Below are 19,073 nucleotides of genomic sequence, written 5' to 3' on the forward strand. Positions count from 1 at the left end.
ATCGCAGCCAATGGCTGCGATCTTTTGTTTTTACTTGCCGAGTTTTCTCAATTCATCCGATTCGACGATCCGTACCCCGTCCTGCTCCTCCAACGCCAGCCGCCACATGGCCCGGGCCAGTTGGCAGGCTTCGATGCCGCGGTATTTGCCAGGAATCAATTTGGAGAATGGCGCGGCAAGCTGCTCGCCCAGGCGGGGCTCGCTGCGTTCGCCGAGCAACAGCGACGGCCGGCAAATGGTGAGTTGCGGCCAGTTTTGCGCACGCAAGGCGTATTCCATCTCGCCTTTGACCCGGTTGTAGAAAATCGAGGATCGGCGATCGGCGCCCAGGGCACTGATCACAATCAGGTGCCGTGCGCCCATTTCCCGGGCGCGCTTGGCGAAGGCTACGACCATGTCCAGATCCACGGCGCGGAACGCTTCTTCGGAGCCGGCCTGCTTGATGGTGGTGCCGAGGCAGCAATAGGCGATGTCGACGCGACCCGCCAACTGCAGCAGGAAGGTCTGTGGGTCGCCGACCGGGTTTTCCAGATGCGGATGTTCGGCCAGTGGCCGGCGTGAGGGGGCCAGGACACGGCTGATCGTCGGCTCGTTGAGCAGACGGTCGAGCAGATGTTCACCGGTCAAACCGGTGGCTCCGGCAAGCAGGACATGCTGAGGCGTCAAGTACATAGTGTCTCTCCCTTGATACTGTTCAGCTTAGTTGCTGTTTGTCGCTCCGTCGTTCAACGCAGCACTTTGCAACGCTTTTCTCGCCTGTTGCTTGCGTAGCAGTTGCCAGTGCGCCAGCACGGTTTTCGGCGCCCAGATCTGCGGTTCGGAGGCTTCGAAATTGTCCGCCAGTTCGCGCTCGGCAACGGTGGCCTTGGCCAGTTTGAAGGCTTGCTCCAGGTCGTCGGTCTGGTTCAGTGCCTGGGCAAACAGGGCATCGCCGAAGTAGGTGAAGTTGGCCTCCTCGGAGCAACCGAACGACACGCGGTCGGCGCGTGAGGCGGTCATGATCAGCGTGCGTTCGTCCTTCAGCGCCGGTATGAAACCGCCGGAATAGCACGAGGAGATGACGATGATCTTGTCGCGGTTCTTCAGCGGTGCGAGCACGGCGGCGAGTTCGTCGGCGGGCAGGTCGGCCAGTTCCATGCGCGGCTGATCGAGCACCAGTTCGTGCTCGGCGGTGCCATGGCTGGTCAGATAGATGAAGACCAGATCTTCCGGGCCGCTGCGTTCGGCCAGGGTTTGAGCGGCGCGCCGCAGATTTTCGCGGGTGGCCATCGGCCGGTCGCCGAGGTGGTCGCGGTGGTTGACCAGGCGAATCTGGCCAAAGGCACCGAAACGGCTGGTGAGCATGTTCGCGACGTAATCGGATTCGCGCAGGAACACGCTCTGTTTGCCGTCGCCGCCGAGGGTCAGGGTGTACAGCTCAACGGCCGGGGTCGAGGCCGGTACGTTGGCCAGCGCCTCGTCGAGCAGACGACCCTGGGCCAACAGGCCGAGTTCGAGGGTGTCCGGCAGCAACTTGCCGTCGGCATCGCGCACTCGCTGGCCGTTGATCCAGGTGCCGCTGAGCACGCTGCCATCGGTGAGCACCAGGGTGCCGCGTCCGGAATAACTGTCGCTGTCGAATCCGCCGACGTAGAAACTGCCATCGGACAGGTTCAGGCGACCCTGACCGCTGAAGCGCCAGTCATTGAAATAACCGATGTAATGGCTGCCGTCGGCGCCGATCAGTTCGCCCTTGCCGGTCAGCGCGCCTTCCTTGAACTGCCCGAGCCAGACATCGCCGTCGGCGTTTTCGTAGCGGCCCTTGCCGTGCAGTTGATTGTTCTTGAAACCGCCGACGTAAATGTCGCCGTCGGCGCTGTTGAAGGTGCCGTTGCCTTCGAGTTGGCCATTGACGAAGTGGCCGGTGAACTGATTGCCGCTGGCATCGCCGCGCTGGCCTTCGCCATTGGGTTTGCCGTGGGCGAACTGGCCCTGATAGGAGCTGCCGTCGTCCAGCTCCAGGCGACCGAGCCCGGAGTACTGGTCGGCCTTGAATTCGCCGCGATAGGTCATCGCGTTTTCCTTGAGGGTGCCTTCGCCGTCGCGCCGGCCCAGCTTGAAACCGCCTGTGTAGCTGCCGGCGGTGGTGGTCAACGTGCCCTGGCCGTCGAACAGCCCTTGCTGGAAGTTGCCGCGATAGACCTCGCCATTGCTGCCGTGCCATTCGCCCTGGCCATGCCATTGCCCCTTGTCGAACGCCCCGGCGTACCAGCTGCCGTTGGGGTAGTCGACCCGGCCCTGGCCTTGCAGCAAGCCATCGACCAGTTCACCGCGATAGCGGCCGCCGTCGGGCAGGCGCGCATCCGGCGGCAACAGCGATTCGCCGTCGCCACACGCGGCCAGCAACAGGGTCAAGGCAAGGGGAGCAAGAGGGGCGAATGAGCGCATAGCGGGATCCGGGCAATTAGGCGACCGAGTATGCCGCAGCTATGTGACCTTATACAGCCGGCAGGGAGGAGCGGATGCGAAACAGCGTGAGCCGCTTCGCATCCAGGCGCTTAAACGAAGCAGAGCGACAGCGGTTCGGCGATGTAGGCCGGTTTGTCCGAGCCTTCGATCTCCAGTGTGGCGGTGGCCTTGAGCAGCCACTGGCCAGGTTTTTTCTCGGTCACTTCACCGAGGTCGACCTTGAGCCGGACCTTGGAATTGACCTTGACCGGCTGGATGAAACGCACGCTGTCCAGGCCGTAGTTGACCACCATCTTCACGCCTTGCGGCAGGATCAGGATGTCTTCCATCAGTTTGGGGATCAGCGACAACGACAGGAAACCGTGTGCGATGGTACTGCCAAATGGCGTTTGCGCGGCTTTGACCGGATCGACGTGGATGAACTGATAATCCCCGGTGGCTTCGGCGAACAGGTTGATGCGCTCCTGATCGATGGTGAGCCATTCGGAACGTCCGAGTTCCTTGCCGACATAATCTTTGAGCTCTGCAACTGGAACATAGGGCATTGAGACTCTCCTTGGGTTCATCGGTTTTATAGTTTTTCAGGTGGGGGATTTGACCGCCCTGCGAACCACTGTAGATCATCATGGCGATTTGCTCAGGTCAACCGACCATGCTTTTGGCGAATGCCGATCCATAGCGCAGGCGTGCTTATAATGCCGACGACTTGCGGGTTGGAAAGTAAGACGGAGATGTCCGATGTTGCTACGTGGCCTGACCATGCTGGTGCTGTTTCAATTGCTCGGCACGGCCCTCAATCATTTGCTGTTGCCGGTGCTGCCGGGGCCGATCATCGGCCTTTTGCTGTTGCTGGTGTTCCTGATCGTGCGTGGTGAAGTCGGGGAGCCGCTGAACCTCGCAGCCGGCAGCCTGTTGCGCTATCTGCCGTTGCTGCTGGTGCCGCCGGCGGTGGGCGTGATGGTGTATGCCACAGCGATTGCCGCGGATTTCTGGGCCATCGTCGGTGCGCTGGTGGTGTCGCTGATTCTGTCGATGGCTTTCGCCGGGGTGCTGATGCAGCGTCTGGTCAAACGTCACGCGCCGCATTCGGAGGAGTCCTGATGCTGTTCGACTGGCAAGGCGCCTGGGCCTCGGTGATTCACCATCCCCTGTTCGGCATCGGCATTACCTTGGGGGCCTATCAACTGGTGCTGGCGGCGTTCGAGAAAACCCGCTGGATCTTCCTGCAACCGGTGCTGGTCTCGATGCTGCTGGTGATCGGCGTGCTGGTCGGCTGCGGCGTGACCTACGCCGAGTACCGCAAGAGCACGGAAATCCTCAGCATTCTGCTGGGGCCGGCAACCGTGGCGCTGGCCGTGCCGCTGTATTTGAATCTGCGGCGCATCCGCCAATTGTTCTGGCCGATTTTTACTACGCTGGTGATAGGCGGCGTGGTCGCCACGGGGATGGGCGTGGCACTGGGCTGGTGGTTCGGGGCCGATCACATGATTCTGATGACCATGGCGCCCAAGTCGGTGACCTCGCCGATTGCCATGCTGGTGGCCGAGCAGATCGGCGGTGTCGCGGCGCTGGCGGCGGTATTCGTGTTGATCACCGGAGTCATCGGCGCGATCTTCGGCCCGGCGCTGCTGACCCGCCTCGGCGTGCACAGCCCCGAGGCGCGCGGCATGGCGCTGGGTATGACGGCGCATGCGGTCGGCACGTCGGTGGCGTTGCAGGAAAGCGATGAGTGCGGCGCCTTCGCGGCGCTGGCGATGAGTCTGATGGGCGTGGCCACGGCGGTGTTCCTGCCGTTGGCGGTGTCGATGGTGGTGTAAGGAAATGTCTATGAGTCTGCCGCTTTTTCCGCTGAACACGGTGCTGTTTCCCGGCTGCAATCTGGATCTGCAGATCTTCGAGGCGCGCTATCTGGACATGATCGGCCGCTGCATGAAACAGGGCGGCGGGTTTGGTGTGGTATGCATCCTCGAAGGCCACGAAGTCGGAGTGGCGCCCGAAGGATTTGCGATGGTCGGGTGCGAAGCGCGGATCACCGATTTCCAGCAACAGGACAACGGCCTGCTGGGAATTCGTGTGCAGGGCGGGCGGCGCTTTCATGTTCTGCGCACCGAGGTGCAGCGCGATCAGCTGATCGTCGCGGAGGTCGAGTGGCTGGATGAAGAGCCCGAGCAGCCTCTGCAGGACGAAGACGCTGATCTGGTGGCGCTGCTCAAGGCCCTGGCCGAGCATCCGATGGTCGAAGCGCTGAACATGGGCATCGAAGCGGCGGGGCAGCAGGCGCTGGCGAACCAGTTGGCCTACCTGCTGCCGTTTGCCGAGGAAGACAAGATCGACCTGCTGCAACTCGACGATCCGCAGCAACGCCTGGATGCGATCCAGGCGTTGCTCGACGAGTTGCAGGGTGAACTGTTCGCCTAGGACCGCCTCGGTCACTCAGGCCAGACGATATCGTTGGCGAACCACTCCTTGCCCTTGTCCAGATACAGCACGGGTTTGCCTGCCTCGGTCGCTGCGTCGATGAGCGCGTCATATTCATGCTGGTTGGCGCTGCCGGAGTGTGTGTCTTCCTCCATGCTGTTGAGATACGGCGCCTGATCGACGACATCGTCGACCTTCACCGCGCGGGTGCCGGTTGAGTCGAGCAGCCAGATCCGTTCTGTAGGGATGCCCCTCCTGGAGGCGGATATCAAGGCTTCGTTTTCGTCTTCAGGGAACCACGCCCCGCGTTCTTCGGCGCCGCCATTCAGAAACAGGTTCTCCTCCCTCAGGACCACCTCCATGTTTCGGGTATCGATGACGTATTTGAAAATGAAACTCTGGTCGTGCCGGATCGTCTCATAGTTCCGCTCGGCGTCCAGCTCGACATCGGACGTATCGGACCATTCATTGTCGGACTCTCCTGAGTCGTTGTCGGACTCGCCGGGTTTTTTTCCGGGGTACTTGTTCTTCTGATTGTTGTACCGCAGGTATTCCGGATCAGGAGCGTTCGAACCCTGTCCTGCGTACTCATGAACCAACTTCAGGCTGATCGTGGCGCTGATCGGTTTTTCGCTCGTCGCACCGCGTTTATGGAGCATGCGTGGCAGCATTCGGCCATCGTTGTTGAACTCGAACGGTGTGCGCTCATCGGCCCTGAACAGGCCGGGAATGTCTGTTCGGTACAGGCAGTCGCTGGCGTTGCGCTTGTAGCCCAACGAGGTCAAGAAGGCGGCGAAAAAAGTCGGGCTTATGCTTTCATCAAGATCGAACATGCTTTTTTGTCGGATCGTGCCATTGCGCAATGGCAGGAGCAGCGGTTCGATTTCCTGACGCAGTGGCTCGAAACGCGTCGGGTCGTTCTCGTCGACAGAGCGCAACTTGTGTTGCTCGGCCCATTGGGGCATTTGTTGCGGGTTGTCGAGCAAGTCCTTGCGCAACTGTGCGTGCTGCCCCGGCGACAGATTGTAGGCGCGCAGATGGGCTACTCGTTCGTCAGGCGTCATCTGTGGATGCAGCCATTTCAGGGCATCGCCGAGCAGATCCTTGCGCGGGTTGTCGGTTTCCAGCGGTCGCGCCCAACCGGGACGAGTGCCGTGAGTTTGGGCGTCGAGCCGAAAGCGCGAGATGGCCTGGCCGTGAAGACCGTAGGTCTGCCAGATTTCATGATCCGTCCAGTTTGTCAGGTGGGTCGGCGTGCCATTGAAGCCGGCGGGCGGCTCGTCAACCGCTACCCAATAATCCTTGGTGTCCCTGAAACCGTAATGATAGGTGACCCTCTGCGGATCAAAGGCGACTTCCTCCCTTCGATAATAACCCTGGGCATCGACCTGCACTTGCGGGTAGTGGGCCGGATTGAAATGCCTCAGGCTCAGCGCCGGCAATGGCTTGGCCGGTTGAGTGGGCGGCGGGGAAAGGGTCGGGCGTTTGGCCGTCGTGGCCGCGTCGCGAGCAGCATCATCTGTAGAGGTATGTTTGTGCCGCGATGGTGTCTGCGCCTGTTGCACCGGAGTCCAGGTTGTTTCACCCGGGGTGCGCAAGATCTGCGGGCCCGGTGGCAGTTTCTTGTATAGATCCGTTATTCGATAGGCATTTAGCGCCGTGTCGAACTCCACATGTACCGTGCCGACATCCTTGATATCGACGAACCGGCGCCCGACGACAAAACGAAAGCCGTTGTCATCGGCTGCCTGCATGTTGCGCAACAGCGCAGGGCTCAAGAGGTAAGGGGTCAGGCCGGCACGGGATTCGGTCTGAATGGCCGGCAGGTCCGAAGTCTCGACTTTGGGAGGGACGTTGGCCGCATCAGGGAGTCTGCCGGGGCTTGGAACGGGGGCTGCAGGGTCGGGCAATTCCGATGGTGGCCGGTGCAGCAATGGCAGGTCCGCGTCCGGCCGTGGCCGGCTGATGCTCGGGGCGTGCGTCGTCGAGTCGGTTCTGGTTGTGGGGGATGATGGGTTTTTGGGGCGCATGGTGTCATTCCTTGACGATTGAATTATGGATGGGCGCAGCGTTGAGTCAGTTCGGCGAGGGGGTGGTAAGTGGTGTTTCTCCAATGGTCAGCTGTTCGGGGTCGATGGGGTTCGATGCATCGTCATGCCGGGTCCAGTGTCCGGTCGACGCGTTGTAAAAGATCCGGGCCGCCGGCGCGCCGGGCAATCGGACGTTCAGGACATGAACTTCATCCCATTCCAGTAACTCACGGCTCTTGTGTTCTTGTATCAACGCTACGACTGACTGGATCGAGGCGCTGCCCGCCACGTTGACCGCATACAGACCGATCGTTTCAAACAAGGTGTTGATGCTGTAGCGGTTGCCGGAGGCGAGGATGACATTGACGGTTTCCAGCGGTAATCCCGGGTCGCTACTGTCGGGCAGATGCACGTGAACGCTGCCGACCTTGAGCAGGTCGTCCTTGATGGTCAGTTGATGGTCGGTGATGACTTCCTGCAGTTGTGCTGTATGAATGTTCCAGGTGGATGAGCCTGTGAGACTGGCGTCTGAGGTCGCGGTGGACAGTCGAATGGACGTGTTGCGGACGGGATACAGCTCGTAGGTCGAGGATCGGCCCTCCAGCCAGTGGTTGCTGTAATGTTCAGTGTTTCGGAAATCCACCCGCTGAGGGGTCGTCTTCAAGGTGCGTTTGTCGATGGAGGGCCTGACGAACAGGTATTGGCCCGCGCGCTGACGCAGCGATTCGCGGCTTTGCACCAGTCGATATCCCGGGTTCCTGGCGTCCTCTAGGTAAGCGGTGCGGGGGAAGTCGAGGTGGTAGGAAATGCCATCGCGCATCACCAGTGTGACAGCGTGATTCATTGTCCAGCCGGGTGCATGAAGGCCGTTACCCACGTCGGTTTTCCGGCCCGGGTTTTCAAATACGCAGTCGTGCAGCGACAACAGGCCGCCCCGCAGGAATGTCAGGGTGAAGTGGATATTGCGGTAATCGAGCCAGGTGAAGGCTCCCGTATTCGAGACGCGGACATCATAAATGGCTCTGACTTCGTTGATTTCCGAACTGTCGTATTCGACATACAAGGTGCTGCGCCGTTGCGTTTCATTTTTTGGAGCTACAAGAATGGTGTGATGGCTTTTGCGGGACACGAAATAGAACGAGTGCGGCTTGGGTGAGATTTTATGAGGCGCGTCGTTGAGCTGAACCGGGGAGATCCTGGACACACCCGCGGTGACCACGACGACGCTCAGGGGCATGTCGCTCAGGTCCGGGGTTTCGGCTGGCCACGCAGGTTGCAGGTGGTAGCCGTCTTGTGTGATGAACGTCCATTGGTCATTTTGCAGCAGGCGTTTGTTATCGACTGTCCGGTACACCGCCTCGAGCACCAGTTGGCGTCTCCGTGAGCGAGGATCGTCATCGCGCAAGGTCTCGATCACCACGGCGTCGTCACGCAGTTGCCAGCGCTGGATGGCCTCGAGCGCTACGCCCAGGTACACCTTGCTCGGCTCCTGGCCGTCTTCGGTGATGGAAACATTGAGACTCGTTGCATCGAGAATGTAGGTGTCGCTGCCGAGACCTCCCTCGATGATGCCATGCCGGCCCCGAACAGTAATATGATCGTCTCCCGCGCCAGCCTCGACCCTGTCGTTGCCATTGGCAGCGATGGTGTCCGCCAGAGCCGAGCCCGTGACCCGGTTGGAAGCCCCGGCCAGTGTTTCGATTTTTTCAATGGCTTCGAAACGCGTATGGAGCACCGGGGCCTTCTCGGGGTCCGCTGAACGTAATCCGAGCGTGCCGTCTTGCAGGTTCACGTCATACCCGACATAGGGCGCTGCGGCAGATCCATGACTCGCAGGCTTTTCTCTGCCCTGCAGCCACAGCAGGTCGACACCTTCTCCCCCTTGTAACAGGCTGACTTGCTCGGGGGTGGTGTCGAGTCCGTCGGCGGCCGACTGAAAAAGAAAGGAGTCGTCCTTGATTCCACCGCTCAGATTTTTTGTACCGGCGCCGTAGCTGAACAGGTTCGGTTTGTCGCTTACGCCTTTGACCGTATCGGCGCCGCCACCCAGATTCCACAGCACGCCTTTGGCGGGGTCATTGATGCCCTTGCTGATGACCGCATCATCCGCCGGCAGACCTGCACTTGCATCCCAGGTGTCATCGGTCTCTTCGATGACCGGCAGATTTTTTGTGGTGTAGGTGGATTCGCCCTCGCTCCATTGGTACTTGTACAGTCGGGTGGGCTGCAGTTTGACGTCGAAGCGGCCATTGACCACGGTGTCGACACTGTCCTTCAGTTCATGATCCAGCCAGGCAACGCTCTTGGTCTTCAAGGCCTTCGCGTAGTCGGCATGGGTCTTGGCGACGGTGAAACGCTCCATCAGTGCCTTGTCCTGCTCCTGCCCGGTGAACGCAAACCAGCCGGAACGCCAGCGCTCGTTCACGCTCAGCTCGATGTAGTCGTCGATATCGTCGACCATCCGTACCGCGCAATAGACGCGGGCGCCGATAATCATGATGGCGGCAGCGGCAATGCCCACCGGACCGGCCGCCTGGAAACCCATCAATGCTGCGCAGCCGAGGGTCAGGGACAGTACGCCGCTGAACACGCTGAGCCCGCCGGTGACGTACAGATCCTGCGCCTGTTTGCCTTGGGCCTCGGCGGCTTCACTGAAGGACTTGATGGCGGTATAGATATCAAAGGGCAACGTGAGAACACTGGCGATCAGTCCCGATCCGCGACACAGCCACTTCCCCATGGTGGTTTTGCCGAACTGCTCGAAAACCATGGCCCCTTGGCGAATCATCTGATCGCCGGTCTTGTTCAGGGCGTATTCCAGTCCCAGCGAGGTGATCTCCGCGAGTCCGCCTCCCACGTTGATAAGCACCTCGGCGGTCTGGCCCTTTTTCATCGCATCGATGGCGCCGATGTAAGCGCTGTAAAGGCCGTACGCTTGCAGTCCGACGCCCATGCTGGTCATGCCGCGACTTTTGACTTTGTCGACCCAGTCCGGCAACGGCCCGGCCAGTGGGTCCTTGCGAATGTCCAGACGCTGCGAGGCGTTCAGCGTCTCGATGATTTTGTTCATCGCAGCGGCGGATTCGCCCGTCGGCACCTCACGCATCAGCGGTGAAGCATTCGGTGAGCGCAGTGTGACGATCTCGTACAGCAGTGGCGGGATCAGCCGGCCTTCCTGTGCATTGACCGACTTGATCCGTTGTTCGACCTGTGCCGGGTCGAATTCCAGCGCATTGATGAAAGCTTGATCGGGTTCGGAAAAGTAGGTGCCGGCGGCCGTGATGGCTTGCCCGTCGAGTCGGGCGCCCAGGGCCTGGAGTTCTTGACGGCTCACGGTCAGTTCACCAAATCTCAAGGGGCCGAACAGTTCGTCCACCTGACTCAGGGTGGGTGAGGACCGGTTATGTTCTGCCACACCGGGAAGTGCCACAGCATCGTTAATGTCGGATATTTTAATTAACTCGGTAGGAATAGTTTCCGTGTCGAGTTGAAAGGGTTTTGCCAAGGCTCATACTCCGTGATGATTATCTGAGTGATTAAGCTGGCATGAATTGTTGTCGGTTAACTTGGTTTTTGTTTTGCTGTTTGTGTGGTTGCAAGTGTGCGTCTGTTTGATTGGGTGTTATGGTCTGGTCCACTTTAGAGAGCGGCTTTAAACAGGAAGACGTTAGTTTGAACAGTGCCTGGCTGGATCTGGTTGTTTGATGTTTTAAACAAAGTTGCTATTCAAAGAGCGTGTGCTTTGTTTTGGCTGTGCAATAAAAAGGCTCAAACACTTTGTGTGCGAGAGCCTCGAAAATATAAGACACACTGTGTTCAATTGCGTGTCTGCATGATTTGTCCGGTAGACGGATTCGTGATGGGCCTCCCCGACCTAGTATGAATATCGCAACAACGTATGCGGCAAATGGCGCAATACAAAAAAACCGAACAAGGCGACCAAGGCTGGCAGCACCAGCCACCAGACTTTCTGCGGCATCGCACCGAGTGGCGAACGGCGCTGGCTCAGCCATAGCCCCGCTGCGCAGACACAGGCGGCGAGCATGGCGCCGGCAAGGACATCCGTTGGCCAGTGCGCGCCCAGATACACCCGTGACAGGGCAATGGCCAGCGCCGGTATGCAGCCGAGCAACAGCCAGGTGAGGCGTAGCCGTGGCGGCTGCCCGCGTCCGGCCAGCACGGCGAGCGCCAGGAACAGCGCGAACGACCCCGAAGCGTGACCACTGGGCATGCTGTAGCTGGTAAGCGGATCAGTCAGTACTTCCGGGCGCACCCGGGCGAAGAACATTTTGGTGCCGGTGTTGGCCAGGGCCGTGACGAGCAGGGTGCCGCCCACGAAGATCGCGTGGCGCCACTGTCGGCACAGCAACAGCAACGCAGTCAGCAGGGCGCTGAACAGCAGCATGTTGCGGAATTCACCGATCAGGGTGAAAACCACTGCGACTTCATCCAGCGCCGGGCGGCGGTGTTCCTGCACCAGGGTCATGACGCCCTGATCGAGGGCGGTCAGGTACGGGTAGCCGATGAACAGGCCGATCAGGATCAACAGGCTCATGCTGCTGATCCAGAGCGTCGCCCGGCGATGACGACGCAAGCTGCTGTTGGCGCTCAGGCCGACCATCACCGCAATACTGCCGGCGACGATGCCGGCCTGCAGCCAGAAGCCTTCCGGCAGTGGCAGCCGAATCGCCGCTCCGGTGGCCCAGCCCGGCAGCAGGTACGCGAGGCTCCAGCCGGCCGCCGCCAGCAGACTCACAGCGGCGAAGCGCGGGAAGGGCATGTCGCACATGCCCGCGACCATCGGCAACATCGGTCGCAACGGGCCGATGAAGCGTCCGACCAGCAGGCTGGCGATACCGTAGCGCTGGAAGTAGGTTTCGGCGCCGGCCATCCATTCCGGGTGATGGCGCAACCCCGGTAAGCGCCGGATGTTCTGGTGGAAGTGGCGGCCGAGGAAATACGAAATCACATCGCCGAGAATCCCGCCGAGGAAACCCAGCAACAGGGTTTCGCTTAACGACAGTGCACCGCTGCCGGCCAGCACCGCCACGGCAAACAGCAATACCGTGCCGGGCACGATCAACCCGGCAATCGCCAGGCATTCCACGCAGGCCACGATGAACACAGCGGCGGCCAGCCACTGCGGATTGGCGGCCAGCCACCCGGTCACGCTATCGAGCCATGGGCCCATACAAACCACTCCATTTCATTGATGTCCCTGAACGGCGAGCCGCAGGGTGTGCATTCACAGCAGAAAATAATCGCGACCTTCGACCTGACCCCGGCGCAGCGGGTTCCGCGTGCACCACTGGGCATAGGCGGCATCGACGAAGCGATACATCAAGTGTTCGTCGCGGCCATGGGGAATGCCCAGGCGGGTGGTCTGAATTATGTGGGTCGGCGCAGGGCCGGTGTCTTCCACCAGCAGAATGTCGTGGTCGAAGCGCTTGGCATCCCACACCGGCACTTTCAGTCCCAGCGCCTTGCACAGAAGCGTCTGCCCGGCACACAGTTTCTGTGACGGGCGCGGTCGCCCCTGGGCATCCGGGTTGTTCAGCAGCATCTGCGCCAGGCTGGCCGGGCCGCTGATCTCGTCGACCCACGGATAGGCCGATTTGATCAGCACCGCATTGCCAGGGCCCTGCGCACTGAAGTTCAGCGAATCGCCGCCCCGGGCGTAATACATATAGATGTGGCCGCCACCCAGAAACAAAGCCTTACGCTTTTCTGTGTAGCCGAGGGACGCGTGGCTGCCTTTTTCCTCGCAGTAATAGGCCTCGGTTTCGATGATCCGGGCGCTGAGCCATAAATCGCCGACGCGGTGGCGGATGACTTTGCCGAGCAGATCCTTGGCCAGCGTCTGGGCGTCACGGTCGAAAAAGGCGTCCGCAAGGCCGACAGGCTGGCGCGCGGAGGTGGCGCGAACGGTCAGGTTGGACATGGCAAACACTGTTTATCCAGGCGGAGGAGGTCGTGATGATAACAATTCGCGGCTTAATCCCGGCTGAACGTCGGCAAATCGCCGTCCATTTCGACCATCCGCCCGTCACCGCTGTTAGTCCCGGGACGCGGCAGCTATAATCTGCCGCTTTCCTCTTTGCCAAGACCCCAGCTGACCATGACTGAGTCCGTTCTTGACTACATGACCCGATTGGGTCGCGCCGCCCGCGAAGCCTCCCGCGTCATCGGCCGTGCCAGCACCGCGCAGAAAAACCGCGCCCTGCTGGCCGCCGCCAATGCTCTGGACGCCGCCCGCGCCGAGCTTGCGGCAGCCAATGAACAGGATCTGGCCGCCGGTCGCGCCAACGGTCTGGAGCCGGCACTGCTGGAACGTCTGGAACTGACCCCGGCACGCATCGACGGCATGATCGTCGGCCTGCGTCAGGTCGCAGCGCTGCCGGATCCGGTCGGTGCGATCCGCGACATGAGCTTCCGTCCGTCGGGCATTCAGGTCGGCAAGATGCGCGTACCGCTGGGCGTGATCGGGATCATCTACGAATCCCGTCCCAACGTGACCATCGATGCGGCGAGCCTGTGCCTTAAGTCCGGCAACGCGACGATCCTGCGCGGCGGTTCCGAAGCGATTCATTCCAACCGCGCGATTGCCGCCTGCATCCAGCGCGGTCTGGCCGAAGCCGAACTGCCGGCCGCCGTGGTGCAAGTGGTGGAAACCACCGACCGCGCCGCCGTTGGCGCGCTGATCACCATGCCCGAATACGTCGACGTGATCGTACCGCGCGGTGGCCGTGGCCTGATCGAGCGCATCAGCCGTGACGCCCGGGTGCCGGTAATCAAGCACCTGGACGGCATCTGCCACGTCTATGTCAGCGAACATGCCGACCTGCCGAAAGCCCAGCGCATCGCCTTCAATGCCAAGACCTATCGCTATGGCATCTGCGGTGCGATGGAGACCTTGCTGGTCGATCAAAGTGTTGCGAAGGATTTCCTGCCGTCGATGGCCAGGCAGTTCCGCGAAAAAGGCGTCGAACTGCGTGGTTGCGAACGCACCCGGGCGATCATCGAAGCCGTAGCGGCGACCGAAGAAGACTGGAGCACCGAGTACCTGGCGCCGATCCTGTCGATCCGCGTGGTGGATGGCCTGGATCAGGCCATCGAACACATCAACCGTTTCGGCTCCCACCACACCGACTCGATCGTCAGCGAAAACCTCGCCGACACCCACCAGTTCGTGGCTCAGGTCGACTCGGCGTCGGTGATGATCAACACCCCGACCTGCTTCGCCGACGGATTCGAATACGGATTGGGTGCCGAGATCGGCATTTCTACTGATAAGCTGCACGCCCGTGGCCCGGTGGGCCTGGAAGGACTGACCTGCGAGAAGTACATCGTGGTCGGTGATGGCCAGTTGCGCGGCCAGGCGACGGTCTGACTTGTCCGACCTCGACCTGAAAGCGCCGAAACCCGGCAAGAAGTCCCGTCCCCGGCGCATTGGCGTCCTGGGCGGGACGTTCGACCCGGTGCACATCGGCCATTTGCGTGGCGCGCTGGAAGTCGCCGAAGCGCTGGGGCTCGATGAGCTGCGCATGATGCCCAGCGCCCGGCCGCCACACCGCGATACGCCGCAGGTGTCGGCGCAGGACCGGCTGGCAATGGTTGAATGTGCGGTGGCCGGTGTGCCGCCGCTGGTGGTGGACGCCCGCGAATTGCAGCGGGACAAGCCGTCCTGGACCATCGATACCCTGGAGTCGCTGCGTGCCGAAATGGCCGCCGAGACCCAGGTTTTTCTGCTTCTGGGCTGGGACGCGTTTTGCGGCCTGCCCACTTGGCACCGCTGGGAAGAGTTGCTCCAGCATTGCCACATCCTGGTGCTACAGCGCCCGGACGCCGACAGCGAACCGCCGGATGCCTTGCGCAACCTGCTGGCAGCGCGTTCGGTGAGCGACCCGCTGGCCCTGAAGGGGCCGAGCGGACAGATTGCATTCGTCTGGCAGACACCGCTCGCGGTTTCCGCCACCCAGATCCGTCAACTGCTGGCCAGCGGTAAGTCGGTACGTTTCCTGGTGCCCGACGCGGTCCTGGCCTACATCGATGCGCACGGTCTGTACCGTGCGTCGAACTGAACAAGGCGTGCTTCACTGATACGAATCCACGTGTCGCCAAGCCGCCGAAAATATGAGCAAAACGAGTTTTATATGACTGACAAAGACCAAACCAAAGTAAAGCGCAAAGGCACATTCAAGAGCGCCCCGCTGCCAGAACCGGTCAACACCAACGAACCGCTGAAGGGCGACGAACTGGTCAAGGTGGCCGTTGCAGCCCTGGAAGACGTCAAGGCCCAGGACATCCAGATCATTGATGTGCGCGACAAGCAGAGCATCACCGACTACATGATCATCGCCACCGGTACCTCCAACCGCCAGATCAACGCGATGCTGGACAAGGTTCGCGAAGAAGTGAAAAAGCAGGGCGCCAGGCCGCTGGGCGAAGAAGGCAAGGGCGACAGCGACTGGGTGCTGCTGGACCTGGACCTGGTGATCGTGCACATGATGACTGCCTCGGCACGTCAGTTCTACGACCTGGAACGCCTGTGGGCCGGTGCCGAGCAGAGCCGTGCGGCGGACGCCAAGCACCACAGCCCGGAAAACACCCACGAGCATTTCACCAAGCTCAACAAAGACCAGCTGTAAGGGATTGCTGTGCGACTGCGACTGATCGCCGTCGGTTCACGCATGCCCAAGTGGGTGGAAGAAGGCTGGCATGAGTATGCCAAGCGTCTTCCGTCCGAGCTGGCGCTGGAACTGGTGGAAATTCCGCTCAATACCCGTGGCAAGAACGCCGACGTGGCCCGCTTCATCCGTCAGGAAGGCGAAGCCATGCTGGCCAAGGTCGGGCAGAACGAGCGGATCGTCACCCTCGAGGTTCATGGCAAGCCGTGGAGCACCGAGCAACTGGCGGTCGAACTCGATCGCTGGCGCCTGGACTCGCGCACGGTCAACTTCATGGTCGGTGGCCCGGAAGGGTTGGCACCGGAAGTCTGTGCCCGCGCGGATCAGCGCTGGTCGTTGTCGCCGCTGACGCTGCCGCACCCGCTGGTGCGCATCCTCATCGGCGAGCAGTTGTATCGTGCCTGGACCGTGCTGTCCGGCCACCCTTACCACAAGTAACCCGCCCTCATGTCTCAGCCGATCCGCATCAAGGACCACGAAAAAGACGCCCGTCTGGTGCGTGGTCGCGTCGTGTTCGGCGCAATTGCGGTGGTGGCACTGATTTGCGTGCTGATCGCGCGCCTGTATTACCTGCAGGTGATTCAGTACGAATATCACTCGACCCTGTCGGAAAACAATCGGGTTCACGTTCAGCCGATTCCGCCGACCCGTGGCCTGATTTTCGACCGCAACGGCGTGGTGGTGGCGGACAACCGTCCGAGCTTCAGCCTGAGCATGACCCGCGAGCGCTCCGGCGACTGGCAGCAGGTGCTCGACGTGATCGTCGAGGTGCTGGAGCTGACGCCGGAAGACCGGGTGATCTTCGAGAAACGCATGCGTCAGGGCCGCCGGCCGTTCGAGCCGGTGCCGATCCTGTTCGAACTGACCGAAGAGCAGATCGCCCGGATCGCGGTGAACCAGTTCCGTCTGCCGGGTGTCGAGGTGGTCGCGCAGTTGGTGCGTCATTACCCGCAGGGCGCGCATTTCGCGCACTCGGTGGGTTACATGGGGCGGATCAACGAGAAAGAGCTGAAGACCCTCGATCCGGTCAACTACAGCGGCACCCACCACATCGGCAAGACCGGCATCGAGCGCTTTTACGAAGCCGAGCTGCACGGTCAGGTGGGTTACGAAGAGGTCGAGACCAACGCCCGTGGCCGCGTCCTGCGCGTGCTCAAGCGGACCGATCCGGTGCCGGGCAAGGACATTGTCCTGAGCCTGGACATCAAATTGCAGGAAGCCGCCGAGGCTGCGCTGGGCGGCCGGCGTGGCGCGGTGGTGGCGCTCGATCCGAAAACCGGCGAAGTGCTGGCGATGGTCAGTCAGCCGAGCTTCGACCCGAACCTGTTCGTCACCGGCATCAGCTTCAAGGCTTACGCCGAGCTGCGCGATTCGATCGACCGGCCGCTGTTCAACCGCGTGCTGCGCGGTCTGTACCCGCCGGGCTCGACGATCAAGCCGGCGGTGGCGATTGCCGGTCTCGATGCGGGTGTGGTGACGGCGTCGAGCCGGGTGTTCGACCCCGGTTACTACATGCTGCCCAACTACGATCACAAGTACCGCAACTGGAACCGCACCGGTGACGGCTTCGTCGACCTCGATACGGCGATCATGCGGTCCAACGACACCTACTTCTATGATCTGGCGCACAAGCTGGGCATCGACCGGTTGTCGGCCTATATGAACAAGTTCGGCATCGGCCAGAAGGTCTCGCTGGACATGTTCGAAGAATCCCCCGGCCTGATGCCGTCCCGCGAGTGGAAACGCGCGACCCGGCGTCAGGCGTGGTTCCCCGGCGAAACCCTGATTCTCGGGATCGGCCAGGGCTACATGCAATCGACCCCGCTGCAACTGGCCCAGGCCACGGCGCTGGTGGCCAACAAGGGCGTGTGGAATCGCCCGCACCTGGCCAGGACGATCGAAGGCGAGAAGCCCAAGGATGAAAATCCGATGCCGGACATCATCCTTCGCGATCCTTCGGACTGGAACAAGGTCAACCACGGCATGCAGCAGGTGATGCACGGTGCCCGTGGCACCGCGCGCAAGGCCTCGATCGGCGCGCAATACCGGATCGCCGGCAAGTCGGGTACGGCACAGGTCGTGGCGATCAAGCAAGGCGAGAAGTACGACCGCTCCAAGGTTCAGGAGCGCCACCGTGACCACGCCCTGTTCGTCGGTTTCGCGCCGGCGGATGACCCGAAAATCGTGGTGTCGGTGATGGTCGAGAACGGTGAGTCCGGTTCCGGCGTCGCGGCACCGGTGGTGCGCCAGGTCATGGATGCCTGGCTGCTGGATCAGGACGGACGGTTGAAGGCCGAATACGCCAGCCCTATCAGTGCGGAGGCTACGGCCCGTGATGAATAATTTCGATCGCATGCTCTCCAGCGAGGATGTGATGCGTCGCCGGGCGACGCTGCTGCAACGTTTGCATATCGACGGCCCGTTGCTGGTGCTGTTGTTGATCCTGGCCGCCGGCAGCCTGTTCGTGCTGTATTCGGCCAGCGGCAAGAGCTGGGACCTGCTGGCCAAACAGGCCACGTCGTTCGGCATCGGTCTGGTGTCGATGATCGTCATCGCCCAGTTCGAGCCAAGGTTCATGGCGCGCTGGGTGCCGCTCGGCTACGTGATCGGGGTGGTATTGCTGATGGTGGTGGACATCATGGGCCACAATGCCATGGGCGCGACCCGCTGGATCAACATTCCCGGGGTGATCCGCTTCCAGCCCTCGGAATTCATGAAGATCCTGATGCCGGCGACCATCGCCTGGTACCTGTCCAAACGCACGTTGCCGCCGCAGCTCAAGCATGTCGGCATCAGTCTGCTGCTGATCGGCGTGCCATTTGCCCTGATCGTGCGTCAGCCGGATCTGGGCACTTCGCTGCTGATTCTGGCCGGTGGTGCCTTCGTACTGTTCATGGGCGGTTTGCGCTGGCGTTGGATTCTCAGCGTGCTGGCGGCGGCGATTCCGGTGTCGGTTGCGATGTGGTTCTTCATCATGCACGACTACCAGAAGCAGCGGATCCTGACGTTCCTCGACCCGGAAAGCGATCCGCTCGGCACCGGCTGGAACATCATCCAGTCGAAAGCCGCCATCGGTTCCGGCGGCGTATTCGGCAAAGGCTGGCTGCTGGGCACCCAGTCGCACCTGGACTTCCTGCCGGAAAGCCACACCGACTTCATCATCGCGGTGCTCGGCGAAGAGTTCGGCCTGGTGGGCATCTGCGCGCTGTTGCTGATCTATCTGTTGCTGATCGGCCGTGGCTTGGTGATTACCGCCCAGGCGCAGACGCTGTTCGGCAAATTGCTCGCCGGTGCTCTGACCATGACGTTTTTTGTTTACGTTTTCGTCAACATCGGTATGGTCAGTGGCCTGTTGCCGGTGGTAGGGGTGCCGTTGCCGTTCATTAGCTACGGCGGAACTTCGCTGGTGACGCTGCTGTCAGCGTTTGGGGTTTTGATGTCGATCCATACCCATCGCAAGTGGATCGCACAGGTTTGAATAAGGTGAAGA

General features: G+C 61.3%; 16 protein-coding genes. 9 read left to right on the top strand and 7 right to left on the bottom strand.

Going from position 1 to position 19,073, the window contains the following annotated elements:
* Positions 1-30: 30 nt before the first annotated feature.
* The 3 genes from ACKUG4_RS16675 to ACKUG4_RS16685 all read right to left on the bottom strand — a co-directional run bounded on the left by ACKUG4_RS16675 (position 31) and on the right by ACKUG4_RS16685 (position 2,993).
* Entirely contained in the window at positions 31-672 is a 642-nt protein-coding gene (locus tag ACKUG4_RS16675; RefSeq protein WP_445434435.1) for an oxidoreductase, read from the bottom strand.
* A gap of 27 nt (positions 673-699) precedes the next feature.
* A complete protein-coding gene (locus tag ACKUG4_RS16680) occupies positions 700-2,427 on the bottom strand; it encodes a C13 family peptidase (RefSeq protein ID WP_221398173.1) in 1,728 nt (575 codons plus the stop codon).
* 110 nt (positions 2,428-2,537) lie between these two features.
* On the bottom strand, positions 2,538-2,993 hold the full coding sequence (locus ACKUG4_RS16685) for a MaoC family dehydratase (protein ID WP_007909575.1): 456 nt from the start codon (positions 2,991-2,993) through the stop codon (positions 2,538-2,540).
* Positions 2,994-3,186: 193 nt separating this feature from the next.
* On the opposite strand from ACKUG4_RS16685, the gene ACKUG4_RS16690 reads away from it, so the two are divergent.
* From ACKUG4_RS16690 to ACKUG4_RS16700, 3 genes are read left to right on the top strand one after another with little or no spacing between them, the layout of a single operon-like run.
* Positions 3,187-3,549, top strand: coding sequence for a CidA/LrgA family protein (locus ACKUG4_RS16690; protein ID WP_007958636.1), 363 nt, complete (start codon positions 3,187-3,189; stop codon positions 3,547-3,549).
* Positions 3,549-4,265: an LrgB family protein gene (locus ACKUG4_RS16695; RefSeq protein WP_064599683.1), complete on the top strand. Its 717-nt coding sequence runs from the start codon at positions 3,549-3,551 to the stop codon at positions 4,263-4,265. Before ACKUG4_RS16690 ends, ACKUG4_RS16695 begins: the two co-directional genes overlap by 1 nt.
* Before the next feature lie 10 nt (positions 4,266-4,275).
* A complete protein-coding gene (locus tag ACKUG4_RS16700; protein WP_064599681.1) occupies positions 4,276-4,866 on the top strand; it encodes an LON peptidase substrate-binding domain-containing protein in 591 nt (196 codons plus the stop codon).
* An 11-nt stretch (positions 4,867-4,877) separates the two neighbouring features.
* On the opposite strand, the gene ACKUG4_RS16705 is transcribed toward ACKUG4_RS16700, so the two are convergent.
* From ACKUG4_RS16705 to ACKUG4_RS16720, 4 genes are all read right to left on the bottom strand, one after another.
* A complete protein-coding gene (locus tag ACKUG4_RS16705; RefSeq protein ID WP_445434436.1) occupies positions 4,878-6,896 on the bottom strand; it encodes a hypothetical protein in 2,019 nt (672 codons plus the stop codon).
* A 46-nt stretch (positions 6,897-6,942) separates the two neighbouring features.
* A complete protein-coding gene (locus ACKUG4_RS16710) occupies positions 6,943-10,401 on the bottom strand; it encodes a calcium-binding protein (protein ID WP_445434437.1) in 3,459 nt (1,152 codons plus the stop codon).
* Between the two features lie 369 nt (positions 10,402-10,770).
* Complete coding sequence (locus tag ACKUG4_RS16715; RefSeq protein WP_064599676.1) at positions 10,771-12,087, bottom strand: bifunctional DedA family/phosphatase PAP2 family protein; 1,317 nt, start codon at positions 12,085-12,087, stop codon at positions 10,771-10,773.
* Positions 12,088-12,141: 54 nt separating this feature from the next.
* The gene (locus ACKUG4_RS16720) at positions 12,142-12,837 is read right to left on the bottom strand and encodes a DNA-3-methyladenine glycosylase (protein ID WP_445434438.1); all 696 of its coding nucleotides are present in this window, start codon (positions 12,835-12,837) and stop codon (positions 12,142-12,144) included.
* A 177-nt stretch (positions 12,838-13,014) separates the two neighbouring features.
* Here ACKUG4_RS16720 and ACKUG4_RS16725 point away from each other — a divergent pair, with 177 nt between their 5' ends.
* From ACKUG4_RS16725 to rodA, 6 genes are all read left to right on the top strand, one after another.
* Positions 13,015-14,286 carry a glutamate-5-semialdehyde dehydrogenase gene (locus tag ACKUG4_RS16725; RefSeq protein WP_445434439.1) on the top strand — a complete coding sequence of 424 codons (1,272 nt, stop codon included), beginning with the start codon at positions 13,015-13,017 and terminating at the stop codon, positions 14,284-14,286.
* A complete protein-coding gene (gene nadD, locus ACKUG4_RS16730; protein ID WP_064599670.1) occupies positions 14,255-14,977 on the top strand; it encodes a nicotinate-nucleotide adenylyltransferase in 723 nt (240 codons plus the stop codon). The genes ACKUG4_RS16725 and nadD overlap by 32 nt, the downstream gene beginning before the upstream one ends.
* 72 nt (positions 14,978-15,049) lie before the next feature.
* Positions 15,050-15,544, top strand: coding sequence for a ribosome silencing factor (gene rsfS, locus ACKUG4_RS16735; RefSeq protein ID WP_064382180.1), 495 nt, complete (start codon positions 15,050-15,052; stop codon positions 15,542-15,544).
* Between the two features lie 9 nt (positions 15,545-15,553).
* A complete protein-coding gene (rlmH, locus tag ACKUG4_RS16740) occupies positions 15,554-16,021 on the top strand; it encodes a 23S rRNA (pseudouridine(1915)-N(3))-methyltransferase RlmH (protein ID WP_009051038.1) in 468 nt (155 codons plus the stop codon).
* Positions 16,022-16,030: 9 nt separating this feature from the next.
* A complete protein-coding gene (gene mrdA, locus ACKUG4_RS16745; RefSeq protein WP_039771860.1) occupies positions 16,031-17,926 on the top strand; it encodes a penicillin-binding protein 2 in 1,896 nt (631 codons plus the stop codon).
* 31 nt (positions 17,927-17,957) lie between these two features.
* The gene (gene rodA, locus ACKUG4_RS16750; RefSeq protein WP_050761190.1) at positions 17,958-19,061 is read left to right on the top strand and encodes a rod shape-determining protein RodA; all 1,104 of its coding nucleotides are present in this window, start codon (positions 17,958-17,960) and stop codon (positions 19,059-19,061) included.
* Positions 19,062-19,073 lie beyond the last annotated feature (12 nt).

It is taken from the genome of Candidatus Pseudomonas auctus, assembly GCF_048654275.1.
GTDB classification, from domain to species: domain Bacteria; phylum Pseudomonadota; class Gammaproteobacteria; order Pseudomonadales; family Pseudomonadaceae; genus Aquipseudomonas; species Aquipseudomonas pharyngis.

Coding starts and splice junctions, on each gene's coding strand:
- ACKUG4_RS16675 (WP_445434435.1), bottom strand. CDS start 672: ATGTACTTGACGCCTCAGCATGTCCTGCTTGCCGGAGCCACCGGTTTG.
- ACKUG4_RS16680 (WP_221398173.1), bottom strand. CDS start 2,427: ATGCGCTCATTCGCCCCTCTTGCTCCCCTTGCCTTGACCCTGTTGCTG.
- ACKUG4_RS16685 (WP_007909575.1), bottom strand. CDS start 2,993: ATGCCCTATGTTCCAGTTGCAGAGCTCAAAGATTATGTCGGCAAGGAA.
- ACKUG4_RS16690 (WP_007958636.1), top strand. CDS start 3,187: ATGTTGCTACGTGGCCTGACCATGCTGGTGCTGTTTCAATTGCTCGGC.
- ACKUG4_RS16695 (WP_064599683.1), top strand. CDS start 3,549: ATGCTGTTCGACTGGCAAGGCGCCTGGGCCTCGGTGATTCACCATCCC.
- ACKUG4_RS16700 (WP_064599681.1), top strand. CDS start 4,276: ATGAGTCTGCCGCTTTTTCCGCTGAACACGGTGCTGTTTCCCGGCTGC.
- ACKUG4_RS16705 (WP_445434436.1), bottom strand. CDS start 6,896: ATGCGCCCCAAAAACCCATCATCCCCCACAACCAGAACCGACTCGACG.
- ACKUG4_RS16715 (WP_064599676.1), bottom strand. CDS start 12,087: ATGGGCCCATGGCTCGATAGCGTGACCGGGTGGCTGGCCGCCAATCCG.
- ACKUG4_RS16720 (WP_445434438.1), bottom strand. CDS start 12,837: ATGTCCAACCTGACCGTTCGCGCCACCTCCGCGCGCCAGCCTGTCGGC.
- ACKUG4_RS16725 (WP_445434439.1), top strand. CDS start 13,015: ATGACTGAGTCCGTTCTTGACTACATGACCCGATTGGGTCGCGCCGCC.
- nadD (WP_064599670.1), top strand. CDS start 14,255: ATGGCCAGTTGCGCGGCCAGGCGACGGTCTGACTTGTCCGACCTCGAC.
- rsfS (WP_064382180.1), top strand. CDS start 15,050: ATGACTGACAAAGACCAAACCAAAGTAAAGCGCAAAGGCACATTCAAG.
- mrdA (WP_039771860.1), top strand. CDS start 16,031: ATGTCTCAGCCGATCCGCATCAAGGACCACGAAAAAGACGCCCGTCTG.
- rodA (WP_050761190.1), top strand. CDS start 17,958: ATGCGTCGCCGGGCGACGCTGCTGCAACGTTTGCATATCGACGGCCCG.